The sequence below is a fragment of the Cellulosimicrobium sp. NPDC057862 genome (assembly GCF_042797035.1).
Lineage (GTDB): Bacteria > Actinomycetota > Actinomycetes > Actinomycetales > Cellulomonadaceae > Cellulosimicrobium.
Window position 1 is genome coordinate 20,609 of the sequence record NZ_JBHVMH010000018.1, and the last position, 21,544, is coordinate 42,152.

Annotated in this window: 16 protein-coding genes; 6 read left to right on the forward strand and 10 right to left on the reverse strand. The window is 74.2% G+C overall.

All coding sequences use genetic code 11. The annotated features are described in order from the left end of the window. Positions 1–19: 19 nt before the first annotated feature. On the reverse strand, positions 20–490 hold the full coding sequence (locus ACFVN3_RS17635; RefSeq protein WP_378234249.1) for a peptidoglycan-binding protein: 471 nt from the start codon (positions 488–490) through the stop codon (positions 20–22). A gap of 127 nt (positions 491–617) precedes the next feature. On the opposite strand from ACFVN3_RS17635, the gene ACFVN3_RS17640 reads away from it, so the two are divergent. Beyond that, entirely contained in the window at positions 618–1,439 is an 822-nt protein-coding gene (locus ACFVN3_RS17640) for an aminoglycoside 3'-phosphotransferase (RefSeq protein ID WP_378234250.1), read from the forward strand. 78 nt (positions 1,440–1,517) lie between these two features. Here the strand turns inward: ACFVN3_RS17640 and ACFVN3_RS17645 are convergent, their stop codons facing one another. Further along, positions 1,518–1,913, reverse strand: a complete 396-nt coding sequence (locus ACFVN3_RS17645; protein ID WP_378234251.1) for a nuclear transport factor 2 family protein — start codon at positions 1,911–1,913, stop codon at positions 1,518–1,520. A 144-nt stretch (positions 1,914–2,057) separates the two neighbouring features. On the opposite strand from ACFVN3_RS17645, the gene ACFVN3_RS17650 reads away from it, so the two are divergent. Beyond that, positions 2,058–2,846, forward strand: a complete 789-nt coding sequence (locus ACFVN3_RS17650) for a helix-turn-helix domain-containing protein (RefSeq protein ID WP_378234252.1) — start codon at positions 2,058–2,060, stop codon at positions 2,844–2,846. A gap of 9 nt (positions 2,847–2,855) precedes the next feature. On the opposite strand, the gene ACFVN3_RS17655 is transcribed toward ACFVN3_RS17650, so the two are convergent. The 4 genes from ACFVN3_RS17655 to ACFVN3_RS17670 all read right to left on the reverse strand — a co-directional run bounded on the left by ACFVN3_RS17655 (position 2,856) and on the right by ACFVN3_RS17670 (position 12,922). Then, on the reverse strand, positions 2,856–3,449 hold the full coding sequence (locus ACFVN3_RS17655; protein ID WP_378234253.1) for a YdeI family protein: 594 nt from the start codon (positions 3,447–3,449) through the stop codon (positions 2,856–2,858). A 116-nt stretch (positions 3,450–3,565) separates the two neighbouring features. Then, positions 3,566–5,701, reverse strand: a complete 2,136-nt coding sequence (locus ACFVN3_RS17660) for a phosphatase PAP2 family protein (protein ID WP_378234254.1) — start codon at positions 5,699–5,701, stop codon at positions 3,566–3,568. Between the two features lie 147 nt (positions 5,702–5,848). Continuing rightward, the gene (locus tag ACFVN3_RS17665; RefSeq protein ID WP_378234255.1) at positions 5,849–9,334 is read right to left on the reverse strand and encodes a GH92 family glycosyl hydrolase; all 3,486 of its coding nucleotides are present in this window, start codon (positions 9,332–9,334) and stop codon (positions 5,849–5,851) included. Positions 9,335–9,415: 81 nt separating this feature from the next. Further along, complete coding sequence (locus tag ACFVN3_RS17670) at positions 9,416–12,922, reverse strand: GH92 family glycosyl hydrolase (RefSeq protein ID WP_378234256.1); 3,507 nt, start codon at positions 12,920–12,922, stop codon at positions 9,416–9,418. 490 nt (positions 12,923–13,412) lie between these two features. On the opposite strand from ACFVN3_RS17670, the gene ACFVN3_RS17675 reads away from it, so the two are divergent. Next, positions 13,413–16,142, forward strand: coding sequence for a DEAD/DEAH box helicase (locus ACFVN3_RS17675; protein ID WP_378234257.1), 2,730 nt, complete (start codon positions 13,413–13,415; stop codon positions 16,140–16,142). A 76-nt stretch (positions 16,143–16,218) separates the two neighbouring features. On the opposite strand, the gene ACFVN3_RS17680 is transcribed toward ACFVN3_RS17675, so the two are convergent. Further along, on the reverse strand, positions 16,219–16,644 hold the full coding sequence (locus ACFVN3_RS17680; protein ID WP_378215760.1) for a carboxymuconolactone decarboxylase family protein: 426 nt from the start codon (positions 16,642–16,644) through the stop codon (positions 16,219–16,221). A 72-nt stretch (positions 16,645–16,716) separates the two neighbouring features. Further along, complete coding sequence (locus tag ACFVN3_RS17685) at positions 16,717–17,643, reverse strand: GNAT family N-acetyltransferase (RefSeq protein ID WP_378234258.1); 927 nt, start codon at positions 17,641–17,643, stop codon at positions 16,717–16,719. A gap of 105 nt (positions 17,644–17,748) precedes the next feature. Between ACFVN3_RS17685 and ACFVN3_RS17690 the strand changes: the two genes are divergently transcribed. Continuing rightward, complete coding sequence (locus tag ACFVN3_RS17690; protein ID WP_378234260.1) at positions 17,749–18,474, forward strand: VIT family protein; 726 nt, start codon at positions 17,749–17,751, stop codon at positions 18,472–18,474. Positions 18,475–18,499: 25 nt separating this feature from the next. Next, complete coding sequence (gene ybaK / locus ACFVN3_RS17695) at positions 18,500–19,003, forward strand: Cys-tRNA(Pro) deacylase (protein WP_378234262.1); 504 nt, start codon at positions 18,500–18,502, stop codon at positions 19,001–19,003. A gap of 102 nt (positions 19,004–19,105) precedes the next feature. On the opposite strand, the gene ACFVN3_RS17700 is transcribed toward ybaK, so the two are convergent. Then, positions 19,106–19,504, reverse strand: coding sequence for a YccF domain-containing protein (locus ACFVN3_RS17700; RefSeq protein WP_378234263.1), 399 nt, complete (start codon positions 19,502–19,504; stop codon positions 19,106–19,108). Between the two features lie 109 nt (positions 19,505–19,613). On the opposite strand from ACFVN3_RS17700, the gene ACFVN3_RS17705 reads away from it, so the two are divergent. After that, positions 19,614–20,360: a YggS family pyridoxal phosphate-dependent enzyme gene (locus ACFVN3_RS17705; RefSeq protein ID WP_378234264.1), complete on the forward strand. Its 747-nt coding sequence runs from the start codon at positions 19,614–19,616 to the stop codon at positions 20,358–20,360. A 73-nt stretch (positions 20,361–20,433) separates the two neighbouring features. Here ACFVN3_RS17705 and ACFVN3_RS17710 read toward each other — a convergent pair whose 3' ends face one another. Continuing rightward, on the reverse strand, positions 20,434–21,483 hold the full coding sequence (locus ACFVN3_RS17710) for a biotin/lipoate A/B protein ligase family protein (protein WP_378234265.1): 1,050 nt from the start codon (positions 21,481–21,483) through the stop codon (positions 20,434–20,436). Between the last annotated feature and the right edge of the window lie 61 nt (positions 21,484–21,544).

Genomic DNA, 21,544 nt, shown 5'->3' on the forward strand with positions numbered 1-21,544 from the left:
CGTGCCGGGCGGGCGGAGGTCAGTGCGAGAGCATCCCGCTGACGAGGCAGCGCCAGGTCACGGGCCCGACGACGCCGTCGACGACGACCTCCGGGAAGCCCGCGTGGAGCGCGTCCTGGAAGCCGCGCACCCAGGCCTCGGTGCGCGGGCCGAGCTGCCCGTCGATGGCGAGCACCGGGTCCGGTCCGCCGGAGAGGTCGCGCGCGACGGCCTCGCGCTGCACCGCTCGCACGGCCTCGCCGACGCTCCCCCGGCGCACCACCACGACGAGCGCGGCCCACGTCGCCGGCCCCGCGACGCCGTCGACGTCGAGGCCGGCCGCGTCCTGGAAGGCACGGACGGCGCCCTCCGTGCGCGGCCCGAGCAGCCCGTCGACGGCGATCTCGTGCCCGCGGTGGCGCAGCAGGTGCTGGAGCGTCTGGACCGGGTGCCCGTTGGCGCCGCGTCGCACGCGCGGCCAGGTCGGCAGTGTCGTCAGGACGGTCGTCATCGTCGTTCCCTCCGTCGTCGCAGGACCGGCAGGGTGCTCCCGCCGTCGAGGTCCCGCGCCCCCGTCCGGAGGGAGGTCGGCGACCCGCTCCTGATGCGTCGGACGGCGTCGTGCGAGGATCGCGCGCATGACCCGCCCCCCGCTCGCCGCCGTCCCGACCGGTCCGGTCGTCGTGCCCGACGCCGTCCGCGCGCTCGCGGGCGACGACGTCGTCACCCCTGTGTGGCGCAACGGGCTCGGTGGCCTGACGTTCCGCCTCGAGCCCGCCGTCGGGTCGACGGGCGACGTCCGGTACGCGAAGTGGGTGCCCGCCGGGACGCCCGAGATCGACCTGCCGGGCGAGGCCGCGCGGCTCGCGTGGGTCGGCGACCGCGCTCCGGTCCCGCGCGTCCTCGCCCAGGGTTCCGACGACGACGGCGCCTGGCTCGTCACGCGCGCCGTCCCGGGACGGTCGGCGGTCGAGCCGCGCTGGGTCGCCGACCCGGCGACCGCCGCCGTCGCGATCGGGCAGGGGCTGCGAGCGTTGCACGACGCGCTGCCCGTCGCGTCGTGCCCGTTCACCTGGGCGGTCGAGGACCGCGTGGCGAACGCCGACGCGCGCCTCGCCCGCGGCGACGGCCCGGACGGGTGGTTCCCGGAGCACCGCAGCCTGACCGTCGCCGAGGCGAGGTACCGGCTCGCAGCGGCCCCCGCCGTCGACCGGCTCGTCGTGTGCCACGGCGACGCGTGCGTCCCCAACACGCTCCTGCACGACGACGGCGCGTTCGCCGCGCACGTCGACCTCGGCTCGCTCGGGATCGCCGACCGCTGGGCCGACCTCGCCGTCGCGGCGTGGAGCACCGAGTGGAACTACGGCCCCGGGTACGACGGCCACGTCTACGCGGGCTACGGCATCGACCCGGACCCCGAGCGCATCGCCTACTACCGCCTGCTCTGGGACCTCTCCTGACGCCCCCGACCCCGCTGAGTGCGTGAAATAGTCGCCGTCGTAGCGATGCGACAGCGACTATTTCATGCACTCGGCGGGTCAGTGGTGGTGGGGGGCGAAGCCGTCGGGCGCGCGGTCGAGGAACGTCGTCACCGACGACACGAGCCCGTCCGGCCGGACCTGCAGGACGTCGGTGCCCGTCGCGAACTCCGACCCGTCGGGTGCGAGCGCGCGCCAGCGCAGCCGCAGCCGGTCCTCGAGCAGGTCCGGCTCCGCACGCGCCTCGAACCGGTGCCGCGCGACGTGCGTGAGCAGCTCGGTCGCGAACGCGAGGACGGCGTCGCACCCCACGGCGCGCGTCACGGGTGCGACGTACTCGACGTCGCGGGAGAACGTGCCGCACGCGAGCCGGTCGCGCTCGGCCGCGTCCGCCGTGTTCCAGAACTCCAGGTAGCGCTCGACCGCCGTCGCGGTCCGCGTCGTCGTCTCGGTCATGGTCCCTCCTCGGGCGGCGCCTGGTCCGCGGCGCCGTGACGGTCCGGCGGGTGGCCGGACCACCACCGTCGGCCGGACCGCGACACGGTGTCGATGACCTCGGGGGTAGTTGGCGGGCTCCCCGAGGAACGACAGAGTGGGTCCATGCCTCCCGTGGACGCACCCGCCGGATCGATGCTGCGCGAGTGGCGCGTGCGGCGTCGGCGCTCGCAGCTCGACCTCGCCCTGGGCGCCGACGTCTCGGCGCGCCACGTCAGCTTCGTGGAGACGGGCCGGGCGCAGCCCAGCCGGGACATGATCGACCGCCTGTGCGACGAGCTCGACGTCCCGCTGCGCGCGCGCAACGACGTCTACCTCGCGGCGGGCTACGCCCCGCGGCACCGCGAGACGCCGCTGTCGACCGCGACGCTCGCGGCGGCCCGCCGCGCCGTCGACCTCGTGCTCGCCGGGCACGAGCCGTTCCCCGCGATGGCCGTCGACGGGCGCTGGAACCTGCTCGCCGCCAACGCTGCCGCGAGCACGTTCCTCGACGGCGTGCCCGACCGGCTGCGCGAGCCGCCCGTGAACGTGCTGCGCCTGACCCTGCACCCCGACGGCCTCGCCCCGCGGATCGCGAACCTCGCGGAGTGGGGTGCGCACGTCCGACGGCGCGTGCGCCGCCAGCTCGACCGCACGGGCGACCCCGCGCTCGTCGACCTGCTCGCCGAGGTGGAGGGCTACCTGCCCCACGAGGAGCGCCGGCGCGACGACCGCTCCCCGGCGAGCGACGCCGTCGTGCCCCTGCGCCTCGCGACCCCGCAGGGCGAGCTCGCGTTCCTCTACACGATGACGGTGTTCGGCTCCCCCCGGGACGTCACGCTCGACGAGATCGCGATCGAGTCGTTCTTCCCCGCCGACGACGCCACGGCCGCCGCCTTGGGCGTCGTGCGCTGAGCGTTCGGGCTAGCGGCGCGGCTGGTGGGCCGCGACGCCCTGCTCGGCCTGCTCGGCGGTCTCCGCGATCCGACGCGCGCGGGTCTCGGGACGCTTCGCCTCGACGATCCAGCCGAGGATCGAGCGGCGGACCCCGGGCGTGAACGCGTCGAAGTGCTCGCGAGCGCCCGCCCTCTCGGCGAGCGCCGCGGCGAGGTCCTCGGGCACGACGAGCGCCTCGGCGTCGTCGTGCCGCGTCCACGACCCGTCGGCCTTCGCCGCCTCGACGACGGCACGGCCGGACTCGGTCATGCGCCCGTCCGCCTCGATGCGGGCGACGCGCTCCTTGCTCAGCCGGGTCCAGCGGCTGCCGCGCCGGCGGCGCGTGAACCACAGCGCGTGCCGGTCGGCGTCGACCGTCGCGGCCTGCCCGTCGATCCAGCCGTAGGACAGCGCCTCCTCGATCCAGGGCTCGTACCCGTAGGTCGCGCGGCCGCTCTCGCGCCGCCAGGTGAGGAGCCACACCCCGGGCTCGGGGTCGTCGTGGTGCTCGGCGAGCCACGCCCGCCACTCCTGCGGCGTCTCCGCGTGGGTCGCCGGCTTGCCCTGATACTCCTCGGTCACTGCGCCTCCGTCGTCGCTGCGGGGCACCAGCGTGCCCGACGGGTCGGCGAGGCGCCAGGGAGCCGACCAGGAGATGACCCGGGAGGCGTTCCCTCGGCGCCTCCCGGGTCGGTCCGTCAGCCGCAGGCCGGGACGACGGCGCCCCGCGCGACCTCCTGGGTCGCGCCGCCCGGGCCGGTCGCCGTGACGGTCACGGGCACGTCCGCCCCCGTCTCCACGCCGCGCACGGCGAAGGACTGGTACGCGTTGGCGCCGGGGGCCACCGCGGCGAAGGACTTCTCCCCCACGCCGGTGACGAGCGCGACGGCGAGCGCGCCGTCGGACACGTTGCGAGCGCGGACCGCGACGTACGGCGTGCCGGCGAGGCACCGCGCGGACGTCTCGACGTCGACCAGCGGCGCCGTCGGCTCGCCCACGACCTCGCCGTCCACGGTGAGCGTGCCGTCGGCGTTCACGACGACGTCCGCCGCCATCGCGGCCGCGAGGTCGACGCGCTGCCACTCGGCCTCCCCTGCGACGTCGAGCGCGTAGCCCGAGTCGAGCGCGGTCGCCGCGAGGACGAGTTGCCGCTGGTCGCCGGTGAGGTCGGGGAACGCCGTGCGCAGCAGGTCCTCGGCGCCCGCCGGCACCTGGACCTCGCGGCCCGCCGCACCGACGCGCGGGAACCCGTACGTGAGTCGCTGGTCGTAGACCGCGAGCGCCTGGTCGGTGGGGAGGTAGGGCACCTGGTCCTCGGCGCACACGGCGATCGCGTCGCCGCACGCCCGCTCCAGCACGGTGACGAGCTCGGTGCGCGCCTGCTCGAGGAGCACGCGGAACGCGGGGTCGGACCACCGGAGCTGCGCGATGTTCTGCCCGGTCATGCGCCCGCCCATGACGTCGAGCGGGTAGTGGAAGCCGAGCACGAGGCGGTTGTCGCCGTACTCGGACGCGCGCGCGAGGATCTGCGGCGCGAGCTCCGGCAGGAGGGTGGCGAGCACGGTGCCCTGCGCGTAGCCGTGGTTGGTGTGCCCGCTGGGGAACGAACCGTTGTTGCGGAGCCCCTCATAGCTGCCGGAGGTCTCGAACGCGTTGACGTGGCCGCCCGCGGACGTGAAGCCGAACCTGACGAACGGCCGCTTGTAGTTGTACGCCGCCTTCGCGGGCTCGTGGTTGCCGACCGACTTCTCGACGCGCCCCGACAGCAGGGCCTTCGTCTTGGGGAGGCGGCCGTCGGCGAGCGCGTCGCGGTAGATCGGCCCCAGCTCGCTGCCGAGCGCGTCCGCCATCGTCTCGTACGCCGAGCCCCGCCCGTCGGTCAGGGCGCGCTGCACCTGCGCGTCAGCGGCGACGTACGCGTTGTTGCGCGCGAGCGAGCCCAGGTCGTTGGCGCTCGTGGGCTGGCCGGGCTCGTTGGGCGAGAGGATCTCGGGGTGGTTCGCCCGCAGGTCGGCGAACCCGCGCAGCGTCCAGGTGAACCAGTCCTGCCCGGCCGGGGCCGACGGCGTCGCGTCGGACGCGTAGGTCCGGTCGAGGACGTCCTGCGGGAACGGCATCGACGGGTCGTCGGTCGTGGAGAGCGCGAGGGAGAAGAAGACGTCCGAGCTCGTCTCGTTGCACTGGTGGATCTCGACCGCGATCGTGTTCTCGCCGGGGACGAGCGCCTCCGCGGGGATCACGAGCGTCTCGCGCAGGGGCGCGGTCGCACCGGCCTTGTCCTGGTACTGCAGGTTCCGGGTGATCATCGAGTCGCCCCACCCCGCGACGCGCTCGCCGTTGACGTACACGGTGGCGGAGTCGTCGTAGACGAGCGTGCCGCGCAGGCCGGTGATCTCGTCGAGCGTGGCCGCGTCGAGGGTCACGGTCGTGCGGAAGAAGTACGCGGGCACGACGACCTTGGGCGTCTGGGTGATCCAGTAGTCGAGCAGGGTCGTGATGGTGTTGCCGCCGCCGATGCCGCTCGCGGTCCCGTTGACCGCGCCGAAGCCCGGCTTGCCGGTCTTCCACGCCGCGTCGTCGAACGCCGGGTCCGCCCACGCGGTCCGGTCGGCGGCACCCGCGGCCGGGTCGGTGTTGTCGTCCAGGTAGCGCCAGGTCGTGCCGGCGCCGACCACCTCGGTCGGCGTGAACGCCTCCGCGGCGCGCGCCGCCGGCGCCTGGAGCGCCGCGGCGAGCACGAGCGCGAGCGTCGTGAGCGCCGCCAGCAGGGCGAGCGGCGCGGTGGTCCGGCGGTCGCGGGGTCGCGGGGCCGGGTACGTCGTCGTACCGGTCATGGGTCGTCCCTCTCGTCGTTGTCGGTCGTGCGTCGGTGCGGTCGGTGAGACCGGTCGTGCGGTCGTGCGGTCGTGCGGTACTGCGGGTACAGCGGGCGAGCGCGACGGCGGGCACGCACCGAGCGCTCGGTGCGTGCCCGCCGTCGGTCAGGAGCAGCGCGGGACGACGACGGTCTGCGTGACCGTCTGCGTCCCCTCCTCCCCCGTGGCCGTGACGGTGACGTCGACGTCCCCCGTCGCGCCGCGAGCGGCGAACGACTGGTAGGCGTTCGCGCCGGGGACGACGGCCGTGAAGGACCGCACGCCCACGCCGGTGGTGAGGTCGACGTCGACGGCCCCGGCGGAGACGTTCGCCGCGCGCACCGCCAGGTGCGGGGTCCCGGCGAGGCAGCGCGGGGAGACCGTCACGTCGACGAGGTGCACGTCCGCGGGACGCTCGGTCGCGATCGCGAAGACGTGCAGGTCGTCGACGTCGGGGAACGTCACCGCGACCACGCGCCGGCCCTCGGGCGCGGTGTACGGGGCGGTGGCGAACACGAACGCGCTGTCCTTGTCGCCGTTGCGCCGGTTCATCTTCGCGACGACGGAGTTGCCCTCGACGGGCGACCCGTCCGCGCTCGGCAGCACCCAGTCGCCGAAGCCGATCGTCGTGGTCGCGGTGCTGCCGTCGTCGAACGTCACGACCGCGGTCCCACGGTGGGTCCCGTCGGTCGCCGCTCCGACGAACGCGATCCGGCTCGTCGGCGCGTCGAGCCGCACGGTCTCGCCCGTGAGCGTGACCGAGTCCGGGCGCCCCACGGGTGAGGACGGCCACGTGAACGGCAGGCCGTCGACCTCGTGCGCCGACCCGGGCGTGAGCCCGGCGTCCGCGAGCGCCTCGCGCGAGAACGAGTTGCCGGCCGCGTCGAAGTTCCCGACGCCGCGGTTCGCCTCGGGCGCGGTGCCGACCGTGTCGTACGCCGCGACGAGCGACCCGGGCGCGGCGACGAGCACCGTGAGCGGCACCTCGACGTCGTCGTCCCCGGCCGAGACCACGAGCCGCGCGTCGTGGTAGCCGGACGCGACGCCGGCACCCACCTGGACGGGGACCGTGCCGGTGAGGTGGCCCGAGCCGTCGTCGACGAGCGCGGGCTCGCCGACCCCGATGCCGTCGGGGGCGTCGACCGCGACGCGCACGTCCGCGGCGTCGGTACCGAAGAGCTGCACGGCCACCGACGCGTCGGCGGACCCGCCGGGCGCGACCGTCACGAGGCCCGGGTCCGCCGCGGCGACCACGGCGGACTCGCCGTCGCGCCACGACGGCGGGGCGTCCTCGACCGCGGTCCCCCACGTCGTGTCGCGCGCGGTCGACATCGCGAGCTCGACGACGCCGCCGTCGTGCGCGACGTGGCGCGGCAGGGAGGTCCCGTCCCAGGCCACGCCGTCGACCGTGACGCCGCTGATGTAGCGGGCGCCGGTCGACGCGCCGGGCGCGCGCAGGTCCAGCGTGTCGCCCTCGCCGAGGTCGACCACGACCCGGTCGAACCTCGGCGCGTTGAGCGCGAGGACGTCCGTGCCCGGCGTGGTCGGGTACAGGCCCATCGCGGCCCACACGTACCAGCCGGCCTGGGCGCCGAGGTCGTCGTTGCCGGGCTTGCCGTTCGGCTCGGGCCGGAACAGCGTGGACGTGAGCTCGTCGACGAGCTCGCTCGTGCGCCAGGGCTGCCCCACGTAGTCGTAGAGCCACGGGACGCCGAAGTTGGGCTCGTTGCCGATCCACAGGTACGGCTCGTTCGGGCCGGCGTTGTGCTGCGCCGTGAAGGCGTCGAGCCGCTCCGCGACGGCCTCGCGCCCGCCCAGCGCGTCCGTGAGCGCCGCGACGTTCTGGGGCACGAGCCACGTGTACTGCTCGGCGTTGCCCTCGTCGAAGCCCTCCTGCCCGAACCCGCCGCCGCCCTGCGACCGCACGAACGTGCCGTCGTCGTTGCGGGCGCCCGCCGTGCGGGTCACGGGGTCGTGGACGTTCTGCCACCACTGGCCGCGCGCGGCGTACTCGGTGGCGACGTCCTCCTGGCCGAGCGCGGCCGCGAGCTGCCCGATCGCGAAGTCGGCGATCGACCACTCGAGCGTGATGGACGCGCCGACGACGCGGTGGTCGCCCCGGAACTCCTCGGTCTGCGGTGCGTAGCCACGCTCGAGGTAGGTCTCGATCCCGCGCCGCTGCACGTAGCCGTTCGCGGTCGGGGCGGCGCTCGTCGCGCCCTTGACCATGTGCGCGAGCGCCGACTCCGCGTCGAAGTCGCGCGCCCCGAACGCGTACATGCTCGCGATGAGCGGCACCGAGGAGTCACCGGTCATCTGGCCCGTGTGCTGGTTCGCGACCGGCCAGCGCGGCAGCCAGCCGGACTGGTCGGCGACCTCGACGAGCGACTGCGCCATGTCCGACGCACGGTCGGGCGCCAGCAGCGCCTGGAGCGCGCCGAGCGACCGGTAGGTGTCCCAGTCCGAGAAGTTCGCGTACCGCTCGTGCCCTGCGGGCGCCTGGTGGGTCTCGCCGTCGAACCCGACGTACCGGCCGTCCACGTCGGTGAACGTGTTCGGGTGCAGCAGCGAGTGGTAGAGCGACGTGTAGAACATCGTGAGGTCGTCGGCGTCCTGCCCCGCGACGCGGACCTTCCCGAGCAGGTCGGACCACGCGGCGCGGTTCGCGTCCCGGACGGCGTCGAAGTCGAAGCCCGGGATCTCGGCCGCGAGGTTGGCGCGCGCGCCCTCGACGCTCACGTAGGACATGCCGACCTTCGCGTGCACGGTCGCGCCGGGCGCGAACGTGAGCCACGCGCCCGCGCCGTTCCCGTCGGCCGACGGGTCGCCGGGCGAGACGGTCGAGCCCTGCCACGTGCCGAACGCCTGCGCGTCCTGGTCGAGCTCGATCGCGAAGTACGTCGTGTGGGTGTTGTTCTTGCCGCAGAACCCGCCGCTCGTCACCGAGCCGGTGACCGTGCGCGCGTCCTCGACCTCGACCGTCGCGTTGCGCACGCTCGCGAGCGAGCCCGCGGCGTTGACGATCACCTGCGACGCGGCACCGCCCTCGGGGTAGTCGAACGTCAGCCCGCCCGAGCGGGTCGCGGCCGACAGCTCCGCCTCGATCCCCGACGACTGGAGCGTCACCGCGTACCGGCCGACCTCGGCGCTCTCCGCGTCGTGGCTGAACGCCTCCTTGCGGTCCCACGGGTACTGCCCGACGTCGCCCGTCACTGGGAGGATCGGGACGTCGCCGAAGATCCAGCACCCGGCGGCCGCGTGGGTCATGGAGAAGCCGCGGATCGCCTGGTGCGAGTAGCGGTAGCCCGCGTACGCCTTGTCGCCGTTGCCCACCGAGACCTGGGTGTCGGGCGAGAGCTGCATCATGCCGAACGGCATCGACGGCCCGGGGAAGTTGTTGATCTCCCCGACGACGCCCGTCGCCTGGCCGGTCCCGACGAACGGGTCGACGAAGGAGACGGGGTCCTCGACGAGGTCGGGTGCGGCCGCGAGCGCCGGGCCCGCGAGCCCGACGGCGGGGGCGAGCGAGAGGCCGGCGGCCAGGACCGCCGTGGCCGAGAGCGCCGCGACGGTGCGCCGCACCGTGGTGCGCGCAGGACGTGTTCGAGACATGCGGGTCCTCACGGGACGAAGGAGCGGGAAGGAGCGTGGAGGACGGTGGCGCGGGACCGTACGGCCCCGCGCCACCGTCGATCAGGAGCAGGCGGCGGCGTCGTACGCGGCCGTGACCTGCTGGGGCTCGCCGTCGGGCGTCGTCACGGTCACCGTGACCTCGCCCGCCTCGACGGCGGCGGCGCGGGTGGCGAACGACTGGTACGCGTTCGCCCCGGGGGCCACGTCGCCGAAGAGCTTCGAGCCGTACGGGGTCGCGAGCTCGATCGCGGCGGGCTGCTCGCCGGTGTTGAGCGCGCGCACCGCGACGAACGCCTTCCCGCCGAGGCAGCGGGCCTGCGCCGTGACCTCGACCTGCGGCGCGGGGGCGACCCCGGTCGCGTCGGTCGCGATCGCGAACACGTGGAACCGCTCGTCGCTCGGCAGCGTGACCGACGTCAGGACCTTGCCCTCCGGGATCGCGACGGGCGCGGTCGCGTAGAGCCCGCAGCCGATCTTCTGCACGTTCTCGCGGTCGCCGCGCGCCCCGGCCTTCGCGACCGTGATGTTGCCGGGCTCGGGCGAGCCCGTGCACCAGTCGCTGAGCCGCACGTCGACGGTCTGCGACGTGCCGTCCGCGAACCCGAGCACGAGGCCTCCCCCGTGCGTGCCGTGCGTGCTCGTCCCGACCACCGAGAGGTGACGGGCCGAGCGCAGGTGCTCGGGCACCTCGAGGACCTCGCCGCTCGCGGCGACGTTGTCGGGCGCGCCCGCCGGCGGGGCCCCGAGCGTGTAGGTGAGGTCCGTTCCCGGCACGGTGAGCTCCAGACCCTGGACGGCGCCGAGGTCCGCGAGCAGGTCGCGCAGGAGGTAGGCGCCCGAGCCGTCGAGGTTCGCGTTGGCCGCCCCGGCGTCGCCGATGCCGACGTTGTCGAACGCGTCCGCGATCCACGACTCGCCGGACACCACGACCTGCACCTCGCGCACCGCCTCGGTCCCCGCGGCGTCGCGCACGACGAGCCGCACGGTGTGGAGCCCCGGCTCGGCGTCCGCAGGTGCGGAGAGCGTCACCGTGCCCTCGACCGTGGCCGGCAGGCCGTCGGACTCGGCGGTCCAGTCGGCGAGGTCGGTCGTCGCGGTGACCGCGCCGTCGGACGTCACCTCGAGCGTCCCGCTGGACGTCCCCGCGCCCTGCGCGACGACCTGGACGGCGACGTCGGTCTGCCCGCCCGGCGCGAGGACCGGCTGCCGCGGCGTCGCCCCGACGAACAGGCGCTCGACCGTGCCGTCCGCGGGCACGACGGCGCCCGGCGAGGCCGCGGGGTCGGTCGCCCACGCGGACGGCTCGGAGCCGACCGCGACGTCGAGCGTGCCCGCCGCGGTGAGCTCGTCGCCCGTGACCCAGGCACGGTCGAGCGGCTCGCCGCCGAGCGAGACGGACTGCGTGTAGTGCGCGTCGGGCGCGACACCGTCCGCCGTGAGGTGCAGGGAGTCCCGACCGAAGACCTCGGGGTCGAGCGTGATCGTCACGTCGTCGAACAGCGGCGTCGTCAGGCCCCACAGGTCGGTGCCCGGGACGATCGGGTACACGCCGATCGACGACAGCACGTGCCACGCGGACATCGTGCCGAGGTCGTCGTTGCCCGTGACGCCGTCCGGGCCGTCGGTGAACAGCGTCGACGCGGCGCGCACGACGTCCGTCGTCTTCCAGGGCTGCCCGGTCCACAGGTAGACGTAGGGAGCGTGCAGGTTCGGCTCGTTGTTGGGGTTGTAGGTCTCCCAGCCGTAGTAGTCGTACGTGCCGTTGACCCAGACCTCGCTCGCGACGCGCGCGGGGTCGGCGACGAGCTCGTCGTACGCGAAGAACGCGTCGAGGCGCTCGATCGCGGCGTCGGTCCCGCCCATGAGGTCGAACAGGCCCGGCACGTCCTGCGGCACGAGCCACTGGTACTGCACCGCCGTGCCCTCGTGGAACCCGTCGGAGTGCGCGGGGTCCGCGTCACCCACGAAGAAGCCGTCGGCGTTGCGCGCCCGGAAGTTGTCCGTGCGCGGGTCGAACACGTTGCGGTAGCTCTGGCCGCGCGCCGCGTACCGGTCAGCGTCCTCGTCGTGACCGAGGCCGCGCGCCATCGTCGAGAGCATCGCGTCGGCGAGCGCGTACTCCATGGTCGCCGAGGCGCCGTGCTGGAGGTCGTAGTCGCCGGGCTTGCCCGAGCGCGCGGGCTCGTGCGGGACGAAGCCGTCGCGCAGGTACTCGACGTTCGCCGCGCGCCCGTTGAAGGGCGAGTCGGCGGGCGGGACGCCGTCGGCGTTCTCCTTCAGGACCGCGTACGCCTCCTCCTCATGGCCCGCGAGCAGGCCCTGCCGCCAGGCGCTGACGAGGAACGGCGTCGCCGGGTCACCGGTCATGATGTTCGTCTCGACCGTGCCGTAGCCCCATCGCGGCAGCCAGCCGCCCTGCTGGCCCTGACGCACGAGCGAGAGCGCCATGTCGGCCGACTCCTCGGGCGCGAGCAGGTACAGGAGCTGCTGCTGCGTGCGGTACGTGTCCCAGAGCGAGTAGTTCTGGTAGTAGGTGAAGTCCGGTTCGGCGGCGTGGACCTCCTGGTCCCAGCCGCGGTAACGCCCGTCGACGTCGGAGCCGACGTTCGGCGCGAGGAAGCTGCGGTAGAGCGACGAGTAGAACGTCCGCAGGTCGTCCTGGTCGCCCTGCGCGACCTGGACCAGGCCGAGGCGCTCCTCCCAGGCCGAGCGGGCGGCGTCGTGCACGGCGTCGAACGCGCCGGCCTCGGCGGCGAGGTTCGCCGCGGCGCCGTCGGCACCCACGTAGCTCATCGCGGTGACGGCCTCGACGTCGAGGTCGCCGCCGGTCGTGTCGAACGTGACGTACGCGCCGCGGCGCCCCTCGCCGCCGGACGCGGCGTCCGAGCCCGCGGTGACGGTCGCGCCGTCCCACGTGCCGTGCGCGACGAAGGGGCGGTCGAAGGTCGTGCGGGTCCAGATCGTCTGCGGCTCGGTGTCCTGGCAGAAGCCGCGCACGGTGATGCGGGTCTCGACCGTGCGGTCGTCGACGACGCGCACGTCCGACTCCGTGACCCGGTTGAGCGCCTGGCCGGCGTTGAGCAGGACGTTCGCCTGCGCCGTCGCGGGGAACGTGTAGCGCTGGACGCCCGTGCGCGCGGTCGCGGTGAGCTCGGCCTCGATCGTGCCCGCGGGTGCCTGGAGACCCACGCGGTAGTAGCCGGGCGAGGCCTCCTCGTCGTCGTGCGAGAAGCCGAGGGCGTACTGGCCGTAGTCGGTCGAGGTGATCGCACCCGTCGTCGGCAGGGTCGGGAGCGGGCCGCCGAGGCCGCAACCGACGCCGGACAGGTGCACGAGCGAGAACCCGCGGACCGACGTGCGGTCGTAGTCGTAGCCGACGTTGTGCCCGTTGTCCGGCGAGAGCTGCACCATGCCGAACGGGACGGCCGCCCCCGGGTAGGTGTTGCCGTCGTCCTTGGTCCCGATGAGGGGGTTGACGTAGTCGACCAGCGGGCCGTCGACGGCGGCAGCGGCGGCATCGGACCCCGTCGCTGCCTCCGTCCCGGCGGTGGTCGTGGGCGACGCCACGAGCCCGGGCGCCGCGTACGCGGCCAGCGGGAGCGCGAGGCTCGCCGCGGTGGCCAGCGCGACGACGGCGCCCGCGCGACGCCGACGTCCGCTGGCACGCGACGGGCGAGAGAGTGACGGTCCGGTACGTGCCGGGAATGGATCGCGATCAGCGTTGACAGCGCTGTCTGTCCGCATGTGGTGCTCCCCTTGGTCCCACGGCGGCGTGGGGTCGGTGGTCATCGATGACTCGGAGGCCGGGCCCAGCCTCGACGCCGGTCCCGCCGCATACCCTCGCACACGTTGACAGCGCTATCAACCCCCTTGCCCCGATCTTCCGAGCTGCCGAACCCGGGGTTGTCCCCCAGTTCGGTGGCGAACCGGGGAGCAACCCCGGGTTCGGCAACCTCTGGTCAGCCGCGACGCCGGGTGCGGCGCGTGACCGGGCGTGGCGCGAACGCCGCGCGACGGACCGACACCCGGGGCGCGCGACACCTGACAGACTCGTGCCGTGACCACCACGACCGGCCGCACCCCGGCTCTCCTCGCGCACGTGCCCGCCCCGACGGGCAAGGCCCCCAACCCGGACGCGCTCTACGAGGGGTTCACCACGTGGGCGACCGAGCAGGGCCTCGAGCTCTACCCGCACCAGAGCGAGGCGCTCATCGAGCTGGTCACCGGCTCGCACGTCATCCTGTCGACGCCCACCGGCTCGGGGAAGTCGCTCGTCGCGATGGGCGCGCAGTTCGCCGCGCTCGCCGCGCACCGGTCGGGCCGCGGCGGCCGCACGTACTACACGGCCCCGCTCAAGGCGCTCGTCAGCGAGAAGTTCTTCGCGCTCGTCGCGGCGTTCGGGTCCAAGAACGTCGGCATGACGACGGGCGACTCCGCCGTGAACCCCGACGCCCCGATCATCTGCTGCACCGCGGAGATCCTCGCGAACATCGCGCTGCGCCGCGGCGGCGAGGGTGCCGGTACGGATGACGACGCGATCTCCCAGGTCGTCATGGACGAGTTCCACTTCTACGCCGACCCGCAGCGCGGCTGGGCGTGGCAGGTGCCCCTGCTCGAGCTGCCGAACACCCAGTTCCTGCTCATGTCCGCGACGCTCGGCGACACGACCCGGTTCGTCGAGGAGCTCGAGGAGCGCACCGGGCGTCCGGTCGCCGAGGTGACCACTGCCCAGCGGCCGGTCCCGCTGCACTTCAGCTACGTCGTCGAGCCGCTCACCGAGGTCATCGAGGAGCTCGTCAGCACCCGCCGTGCGCCGGTGTACGTCGTGCACTTCACGCAGAAGGACGCCGTCGAGCGCGCGCAGTCGTTGCTGTCGATGAACGTCGCGACGAAGTCCGAGAAGGAGGCGATCGCGGCCGAGCTCGGCGACTTCCGCTTCGGCACCGGGTTCGGCAAGACGCTCAGCAAGTTCCTGCGGCACGGCGTCGGCGTGCACCACGCGGGCATGCTCCCCAAGTACCGCCGCGTGGTCGAGCGCCTCACGCAGGCGGGCCTGCTCAAGGTCGTGTGCGGCACGGACACCCTCGGGGTCGGCATCAACGTCCCCATCCGCACGGTCCTGCTCACGAGCCTCGTGAAGTTCGACGGCGAGCGCATGCGCCACCTCACGGCGCGCGAGTTCCACCAGATCGCCGGCCGCGCGGGCCGTGCCGGGTACGACACCGTGGGCGAGGTGCTCGTCATGGCCCCCGACCACGTCATCGAGAACCGCAAGATGCTCGCCAAGGCGGGCGACGACCCGAAGAAGCTCAAGAAGATCGTTCGCAAGAAGGCTCCGCAGGGGTCCGTGAACTGGACCGACGCGACGTTCGAGCGCCTGCGCGACGCCGAGCCCGAGCCCCTGACCAGCCACTTCACCGTGACCCACGCGATGGTGCTCAACGTGCTCGCGCGCACGGCCCAGCACGGGCGTGGGCACGTCGACCCCGCCGACCCCCGCCGCGACCCCGTCGAGGCGATGCGGCACCTGCTGCTCGCGAACCACGACACGGACACGCAGCGCCGCGAGCACGTGCGCCAGACGCTGCGCATCTACCGCTCGCTCCGCGTGGCGGGGATCGTCGAGCGTGTGCGCATCGAGGACCCGTCGCGCCCGGAGGGCTACCGCCCGAGCGTGCGGCTCGTGGGCGACCTGCCGCGCGAGTTCGCGCTCAACCAGCCGCTCTCACCGTTCGCGCTCGCCGCCCTGGACCTGCTCGACGTCGAGGGCGCGACCCACGCGCTCGACGTCGTCTCCGTCATCGAGGCGACGCTCGACGACCCGCGCCAGGTGCTCTACGCGCAGCAGAACGCCGCCAAGGGTGAGGCCGTCGCGGCGATGAAGGCGGAGGGGTACGAGTACGAGGAGCGCATGGCGCTGCTCGAGGAGATCACGTGGCCCAAGCCGCTCGAGGAGCTGCTCGCGCCCGCGTTCGCGATGTACAAGCGGTCCAACCCCTGGGTCGCGGACGCCGAGCTCTCCCCGAAGTCCGTGGTCCGCGACATGGTCGAGCGCGCCATGACGTTCGCCGAGTTCGTGTCCGTCTACGGGCTCGAGCGGACCGAGGGCGTCGTGCTGCGCTACCTCGCGGACGCCTACCGTGCGCTGCGGCAGGTGGTCCCGGAGGAGCACCGCACCGAGGAGGTGCAGGAGATCGTCGAGTGGCTCGGCGAGCTCGTCCGCGGCGTCGACTCCTCGCTGCTCGACGAGTGGGAGCGCCTGGCGCACCCCGTCGACGACGACGCGGACACCGAGGTCGGTGACGGCCCGCTCTCGGGTGCGGGCGCCGAGGCGCCGACCCGGCCGGTCACGGGCAACCCGCGCTCGTTCCGGCGGCTCGTGCGCAACGCGCTGTTCCGCCGCGTCGAGCTCGCGTCCCGCGAGGACTACCGCGCGCTCGGCGCGCTCGACGGCGGCGCGGGCTGGGACGCGGACGCGTGGGGCGACGCGCTCGACCCGCTGTTCGAGGACCAGGGCGACGACGCGATCGGGATCGGCCCCGGGGCCCGTGCCGCCGCGCTGTTCCAGGTCGTCGAGGCCGGCGCGGAGGTCCCGGCCGGCCACGAGGGCCCGACGGCGGAGCACGCCCCGGGCGGGGTCGTCCCCGCGGGCACGTGGCTCGTGCGGCAGGTGCTCGACGACCCGGCGGGCGACCACGACTGGGCGGTCACGGCGAGCGTCGACCTCGCGGCGAGCGACGAGGCGGGCGAGCCGGTCGTGACCGTGCTCGCGGTCGGGCCGCTGTAGGCCGGGCACCCGAAGGACGGGCACCACGGAACGGGCCGCAGCGCCACGGACCGGGCGCCGCCGGTCCCGAGCGCGCTCAGGAGAGCGGCAGCAGCCCGCGCTCGGCGAAGACCTGCTTCGCCACGGCCGTCGCGTTGAGCGCCCGCGGGAACCCGCAGTAGACGGCCGACTGGAGGAGCGCCTCGACGATCTCGGCCGGCGTGAGGCCGACGTCGAGCGCGGTGCGGACGTGGATCTCGAGCTGGGGCTCGCACCCGCCGAGGGCGCTCAGCATCCCGAGCGTGACGAGCTGCCGGTCGCGCGGCTCCAGGTGCGGGCGCGCGTAGATCTCGCCGTACGCCCACGCCGAGATCTGGTGCTCGAGCTCGGGCGACACGTCCGCGAGCGCCTCCGCGAGGACGGCGCCCGCCGTCGCGTTGACCGCGCCGAACACTCCTCTCCCGTGCTCGTAGCGCTCCGCGCGTGTGGTCGGTCGGTCGTCCGTGAAGTTCCCCTGCGTCACGCCGAGCAGCGTAAGGGACCGGGCGTGACCTGCGTCGTCGGTCTCACTCCCGGGCGCCGCGGGCGGGCGCGGTCAGCCGACCTGGCGCCGCCGGTCGAACCGCTCCGGCAGGTGGGTGAAGCCCGCGGCGACGTACGTGGCGACGCCCCCGACGTTGGACGCCGGCGTCGCGACGAGCGCGCTCGAGGCGCCCAGCTCGCGGAGCGCCGCCAGGCCGGCGAGGGTGACCGCCCGGCCGAGGCCACGGCCGCGGTGGTCGGCGTGCACCCCCATGGGCTCGATCAGCCCGGGTCGGCCCGGGCCGGCCGACCACACGCCGATCACCGCCACGGCGGGCGCCAGGCCGGCGTCGGCCGCCTCGCCGTCCGACGGGCCACCGACGAGCGGGCCGTCGACGGGCGGGCCGTCGTGCAACACGAGGCAGTGCGCGTCGGCGTACGGGAGCCCGGTCGCCAGGGCGTGCCAGCGTTCCGGCGCGGCCCGCGTCCCGCCGAACGACGAGCGGAGCGTCTCGGCCCATGCGCCGGCCTCCGACGGCCCGACCTCCCGCACCCGGACCCCCGGCTCCTCGACCGGGACGGCCAGGTCGCGACGCAGGAGCGCCCACCGCTCGTCGACGCGCCAGCCCGCCGCGGCCAGGTGCGCATCCACGCGGGCTCCCGCCGGTGCCTCGACCGACGCCCCGCCCTCCCCCAGCACGCCGCGCTCGGGCCGGGTGGCGTCGTCGGCGAGGCGGAGCGCGAGCTCGTCGTCGTGCAGCTGGTCGGGAGCGATCGCGAGCCGGAGCAGGTCCGGTCCGTCGAGCAGCCCGACGGCGACCACCCGCCCGTCGCGGCGCCACGTCCGCAGCGCGACGGCGGTCGCCGGAGCGCCGAACCGCCAGAACCACCCCACGTCGCCGGGGTGCAGCTGGAGCGGCGCCGCGTCGTCCTGCCACGCGCGCAGCACGTCCACGACCTCGCCCAGCCCGTCGACGTCCGGGGTCCTCGTCTCGATCATGCGTCGATCACACACCACCGCCCCGGTCCGAGCCCCCTCTTTTCGACGTGCCGGGTCGCGCGTCACCCCGGTCGCGCTCCGCCGGTGGGCCCCTACGGTGAAGCCATGAGCGACGCACCGCGCACCGGCCGGCACCCCGGCGAACCCCACCACCCGGAGAGCACGGGGTCACGGCTCAACCGGCTGCGTGCAGGGGTCCTGGGCGCCAACGACGGCATCGTGTCGACGGCGGGCGTCGTCGTGGGCGTCGCCGCGACGAGCACGTCGATCCCCGTCATCGCGACGGCGGGCGGGGCGGCGCTGCTGGCGGGGGCGCTCTCGATGGCCGCGGGCGAGTACGTGTCGGTGAGCACCCAGCGCGACACCGAGAAGGCGCTGCTCGCGACCGAGCGCCGTGAGCTCGCCGAGATGCCGGACGCCGAGCTCGACGAGCTCGCCGGGATCTACGAGGCGAAGGGCCTGACGCCGGACCTCGCCCGCCAGGTCGCCGTCCAGCTCACCGAACGTGACCCGCTCGCCGCGCACGCCGACGCCGAGCTCCACCTCGACCCGGACGAGCTCACGAGCCCCTGGGAGGCCGCCGGGGCGTCGATCGCGTCGTTCACCGTCGGCGGGCTGCTGCCGCTCGCGGCGATCCTCCTGGCCCCGGCGAGCGTGCGCATCCCGCTCACGTTCGTCGCGGTCGTGCTCGCGCTCATGCTCACGGGGTGGGGTTCGGCCCGGCTCGGGAACGCGCCGACCCGGCGCGCGACGGCCCGGACCGTCGTCGGTGGCGCCATCGCGATGGGCGTGACCTACGCGATCGGCTCGCTGCTCGACGTCAACGTGTAGCGGGGCGCTGCGGCAGAATCGGCCCGTGGCCAAGAAGTCGAAGTCGTCCGCGCACGCCGGCACACCCGCGGTCGCGCTCCTCGAGCGCGAGGGCGTCGCCCACACGCTGCACCCCTACGAGCACGACCCATCGAGCGACCTGTCGTACGGCCTGGAGGCCGCGGCGGCGATCGGGGTGCCGGCGGAGCAGGTGTTCAAGACCCTGCTCGCCGTGGTCGACGGCGGGGCGCTCGTCGTGGGGATCGTCCCGGTGGACCGCCAGCTCGACCTCAAGGCGCTCGCCAAGGCGGCGGGCGGCAAGAAGGCGACCATGGCGGAGCCCGCCGCGGCCGAGCGCGCGACGGGCTACGTCGTCGGCGGCATCTCGCCCCTGGGCCAGAAGCAGCGCCACCGCACGTTCCTCGACGACACCGCGCTCGCGTTCGACACCGTCTACGTCTCGGGCGGGCGCCGCGGCCTCGACGTCGGCCTCGCGCCGGGAGACCTTCTGCGCCTCACGGCGGGCACCACGGCCCCGATCGCGAGATAGAACCGAGGATCGCCGAGGTGGAACGCTGGTCCCGTGCCAGCGTTCTCCCTCATGAGACGAGCGTTCTGTCTCGCGCGGCCCGCGGTCCCCCTCGGCGGTCCGTCAGCGCTGGTAGGCGGTGTACGGGGCGTCGGTCGGGACGATGTCCTTGCCGAGCGGCAGGAGCGAGACCGGGATCATCTTGAGGTTCGCGATCCCGAGCGGGATGCCGATGATCGACACGAACAGCGGGATCGCGGTGACCACGTGCCCGATCGCGAGCCAGATACCGGCCACGACCACCCAGATGACGTTCCCGATCGTCGACCACGCGCCCGCGGTCGGCTTGTCGACGACCGTGCGGCCGAACGGCCACAGCGCGTAGCCCGCGATGCGGAACGACGCGATGCCGAACGGGATCGTCACGATGAGGAGGCAGCAGATGATGCCCGCCAGGACGTAGCCCAGGGCGAGCCACAGCCCGGCGAACACGAGCCAGATGATGTTGAGCAGTGTCTTCACGGCACCGTCCTTTCCCCTCCATTCTCGCCGATCAGGCCGCCGGTGCCGATCCGGGACCACCCTGAGACGACCCGGATCTCGGGCGGCCCGCCCGACCTAGACTGACCGCATGCCCCTCCCCGAGCCGTCGTCCGTGCTGCCCGCGCAGATCGCGCAGAATCTCGTCCGGGTGCGGTCCCGGGTGGACGACGCCGCGCGCGCGGCGGGGCGCGAGCCGTCGGACGTGCGCCTGCTCGTCGCGACCAAGACGCAGCCGGCGGACGCCGTGCGCGCGGCCGTCGAGGCCGGCGCGGACCTGATCGGCGAGAACCGCGTCCAGGAGCTCGTCGCGAAGGCTCCCGACCTCGCCGACCTCGTGGCGGCAGGGCGTGTCGAGGTCCACATGATCGGCCACCTCCAGCGCAACAAGGTGAACCAGGTGCTCGCCACGGCCACGGGGGTCGAGAGCGTCGACACGCTCGCGCTCGCCGAGGCGCTCGCGGCGCGCTGCGCGCGCGACGGCCGCGTGCTCGACGTCCTCGTCCAGGTGAACGTCTCGGACGAGGAGTCCAAGTCGGGTGCCCGGCCCGACGACGCCGCCGCCCTCGCGACCGCCGTCGCCGCGCTCGACGGTCTGCGTCTGCGGGGCTTCATGACGATCGGTGCGAACTCGCCGGACGAGACGGTGGTGCGCGCGGGCTTCGCGCGCCTGCGCGCGGTGCGCGACGCCGTCGCAGTCTCGGGCGCACCGGGAACCGCGGCCGCTGGCGAGCTCTCCATGGGCATGAGCGGCGACCTCGAGCTCGCCGTCGCGGAAGGCGCGACGATCGTCCGCGTCGGCACCGCCGTCTTCGGCCCGCGACCCACGCCGAGGTAGGACCCGCCGTCGCGACGTAGAACCCGGGGAGCTCTACCTCGCGACCGGGGGTTCTACGTCGCGAGGTACGGCGTCACGGGACGCGCGCGGTCCACTCCGGCGTCGAGAACTTCGTCCGCGCGAGCTCCTGGGCGCGCTCGCGCTCCTCGGGCGTGACCTTGCCCTCGACCGTGCGGTAGCGCGACCGGAAGTGCTCCTTGAACGCCTCGATGACGTCCTCGCGCGCCATGCCCGTCTGCGAGCGCACCGGGTCGACGCGCTTGTTCGCGCTCGTCGTGCCCTTGTCCGAGAGCTTCTCGCGGCCGATCCGCAGCACCTCGAGCATCTTGTCGGCGTCGATGTCGTACGCCATGGTCACGTGGTGGAGCACCGCTCCCCCGCGCAGCCGCTTCTGCGCGGCTCCCGCGATCTTGCCCGCGGGGGACGCGATGTCGTTGAGCGGCTTGTACGTCGCCTCGACGCCGACCTCCGCGAGCGCACCGAGCACCCAGTCGTCGAGGAACGCGTACGAGCGCTCGAAGCTCAGCCCCTCGACGAGCGACCCGGGGACGTAGAGCGAGTAGGTGATGGTGTTCCCGGGCTCGACGAACATCGCGCCCCCGCCGGAGATGCGGCGCACGACCGTCACGCCGTGGCGCTCCGCACCTTCCGGGTCCACCTCGTTGCGCAGCGACTGGAACGACCCGATGATCACCGCGGGCGACGCCCACTCCCAGATCCGCAGCGTCGGGCCGCGCCGGCCGGTGTCGAGCTCCTCCGTGAGCACCTGGTCGAGCGCGAGGTGCATCGCCGGCTCCTCCGGACCCTCGTGCACGATCTCGAACGTGTGGTCTCCCCAGCCCGTGGCGTGCCCGAGCGCGCGACGGACCGCGATGGCCACCGCCTCGGGCGAGAAGCCGATCATCGTGACGTCCTCGCCGAGCGCGCCCTGGACGGCGCTCGCGAGCTGCGCGACCGTCGCCGTCTCGGGCATGCCCGTCAGCGCGCCGTCGATCTCCTCGAGCGCGTCGTCCGGCTCGAGGAAGAAGTCGCCGCTCACCGCGACGCGAGCGAGCCGCCCGGCCTCCACCTCGACGTCGACCGCCACGAGCTTGCCACCGGGAACCTTGTACTCACCACGCACCCGTCCACCCTAAGCCCGCGAGGCCACGGATCGGCGGGAGACGTCGGTCACCCCCGCTGAA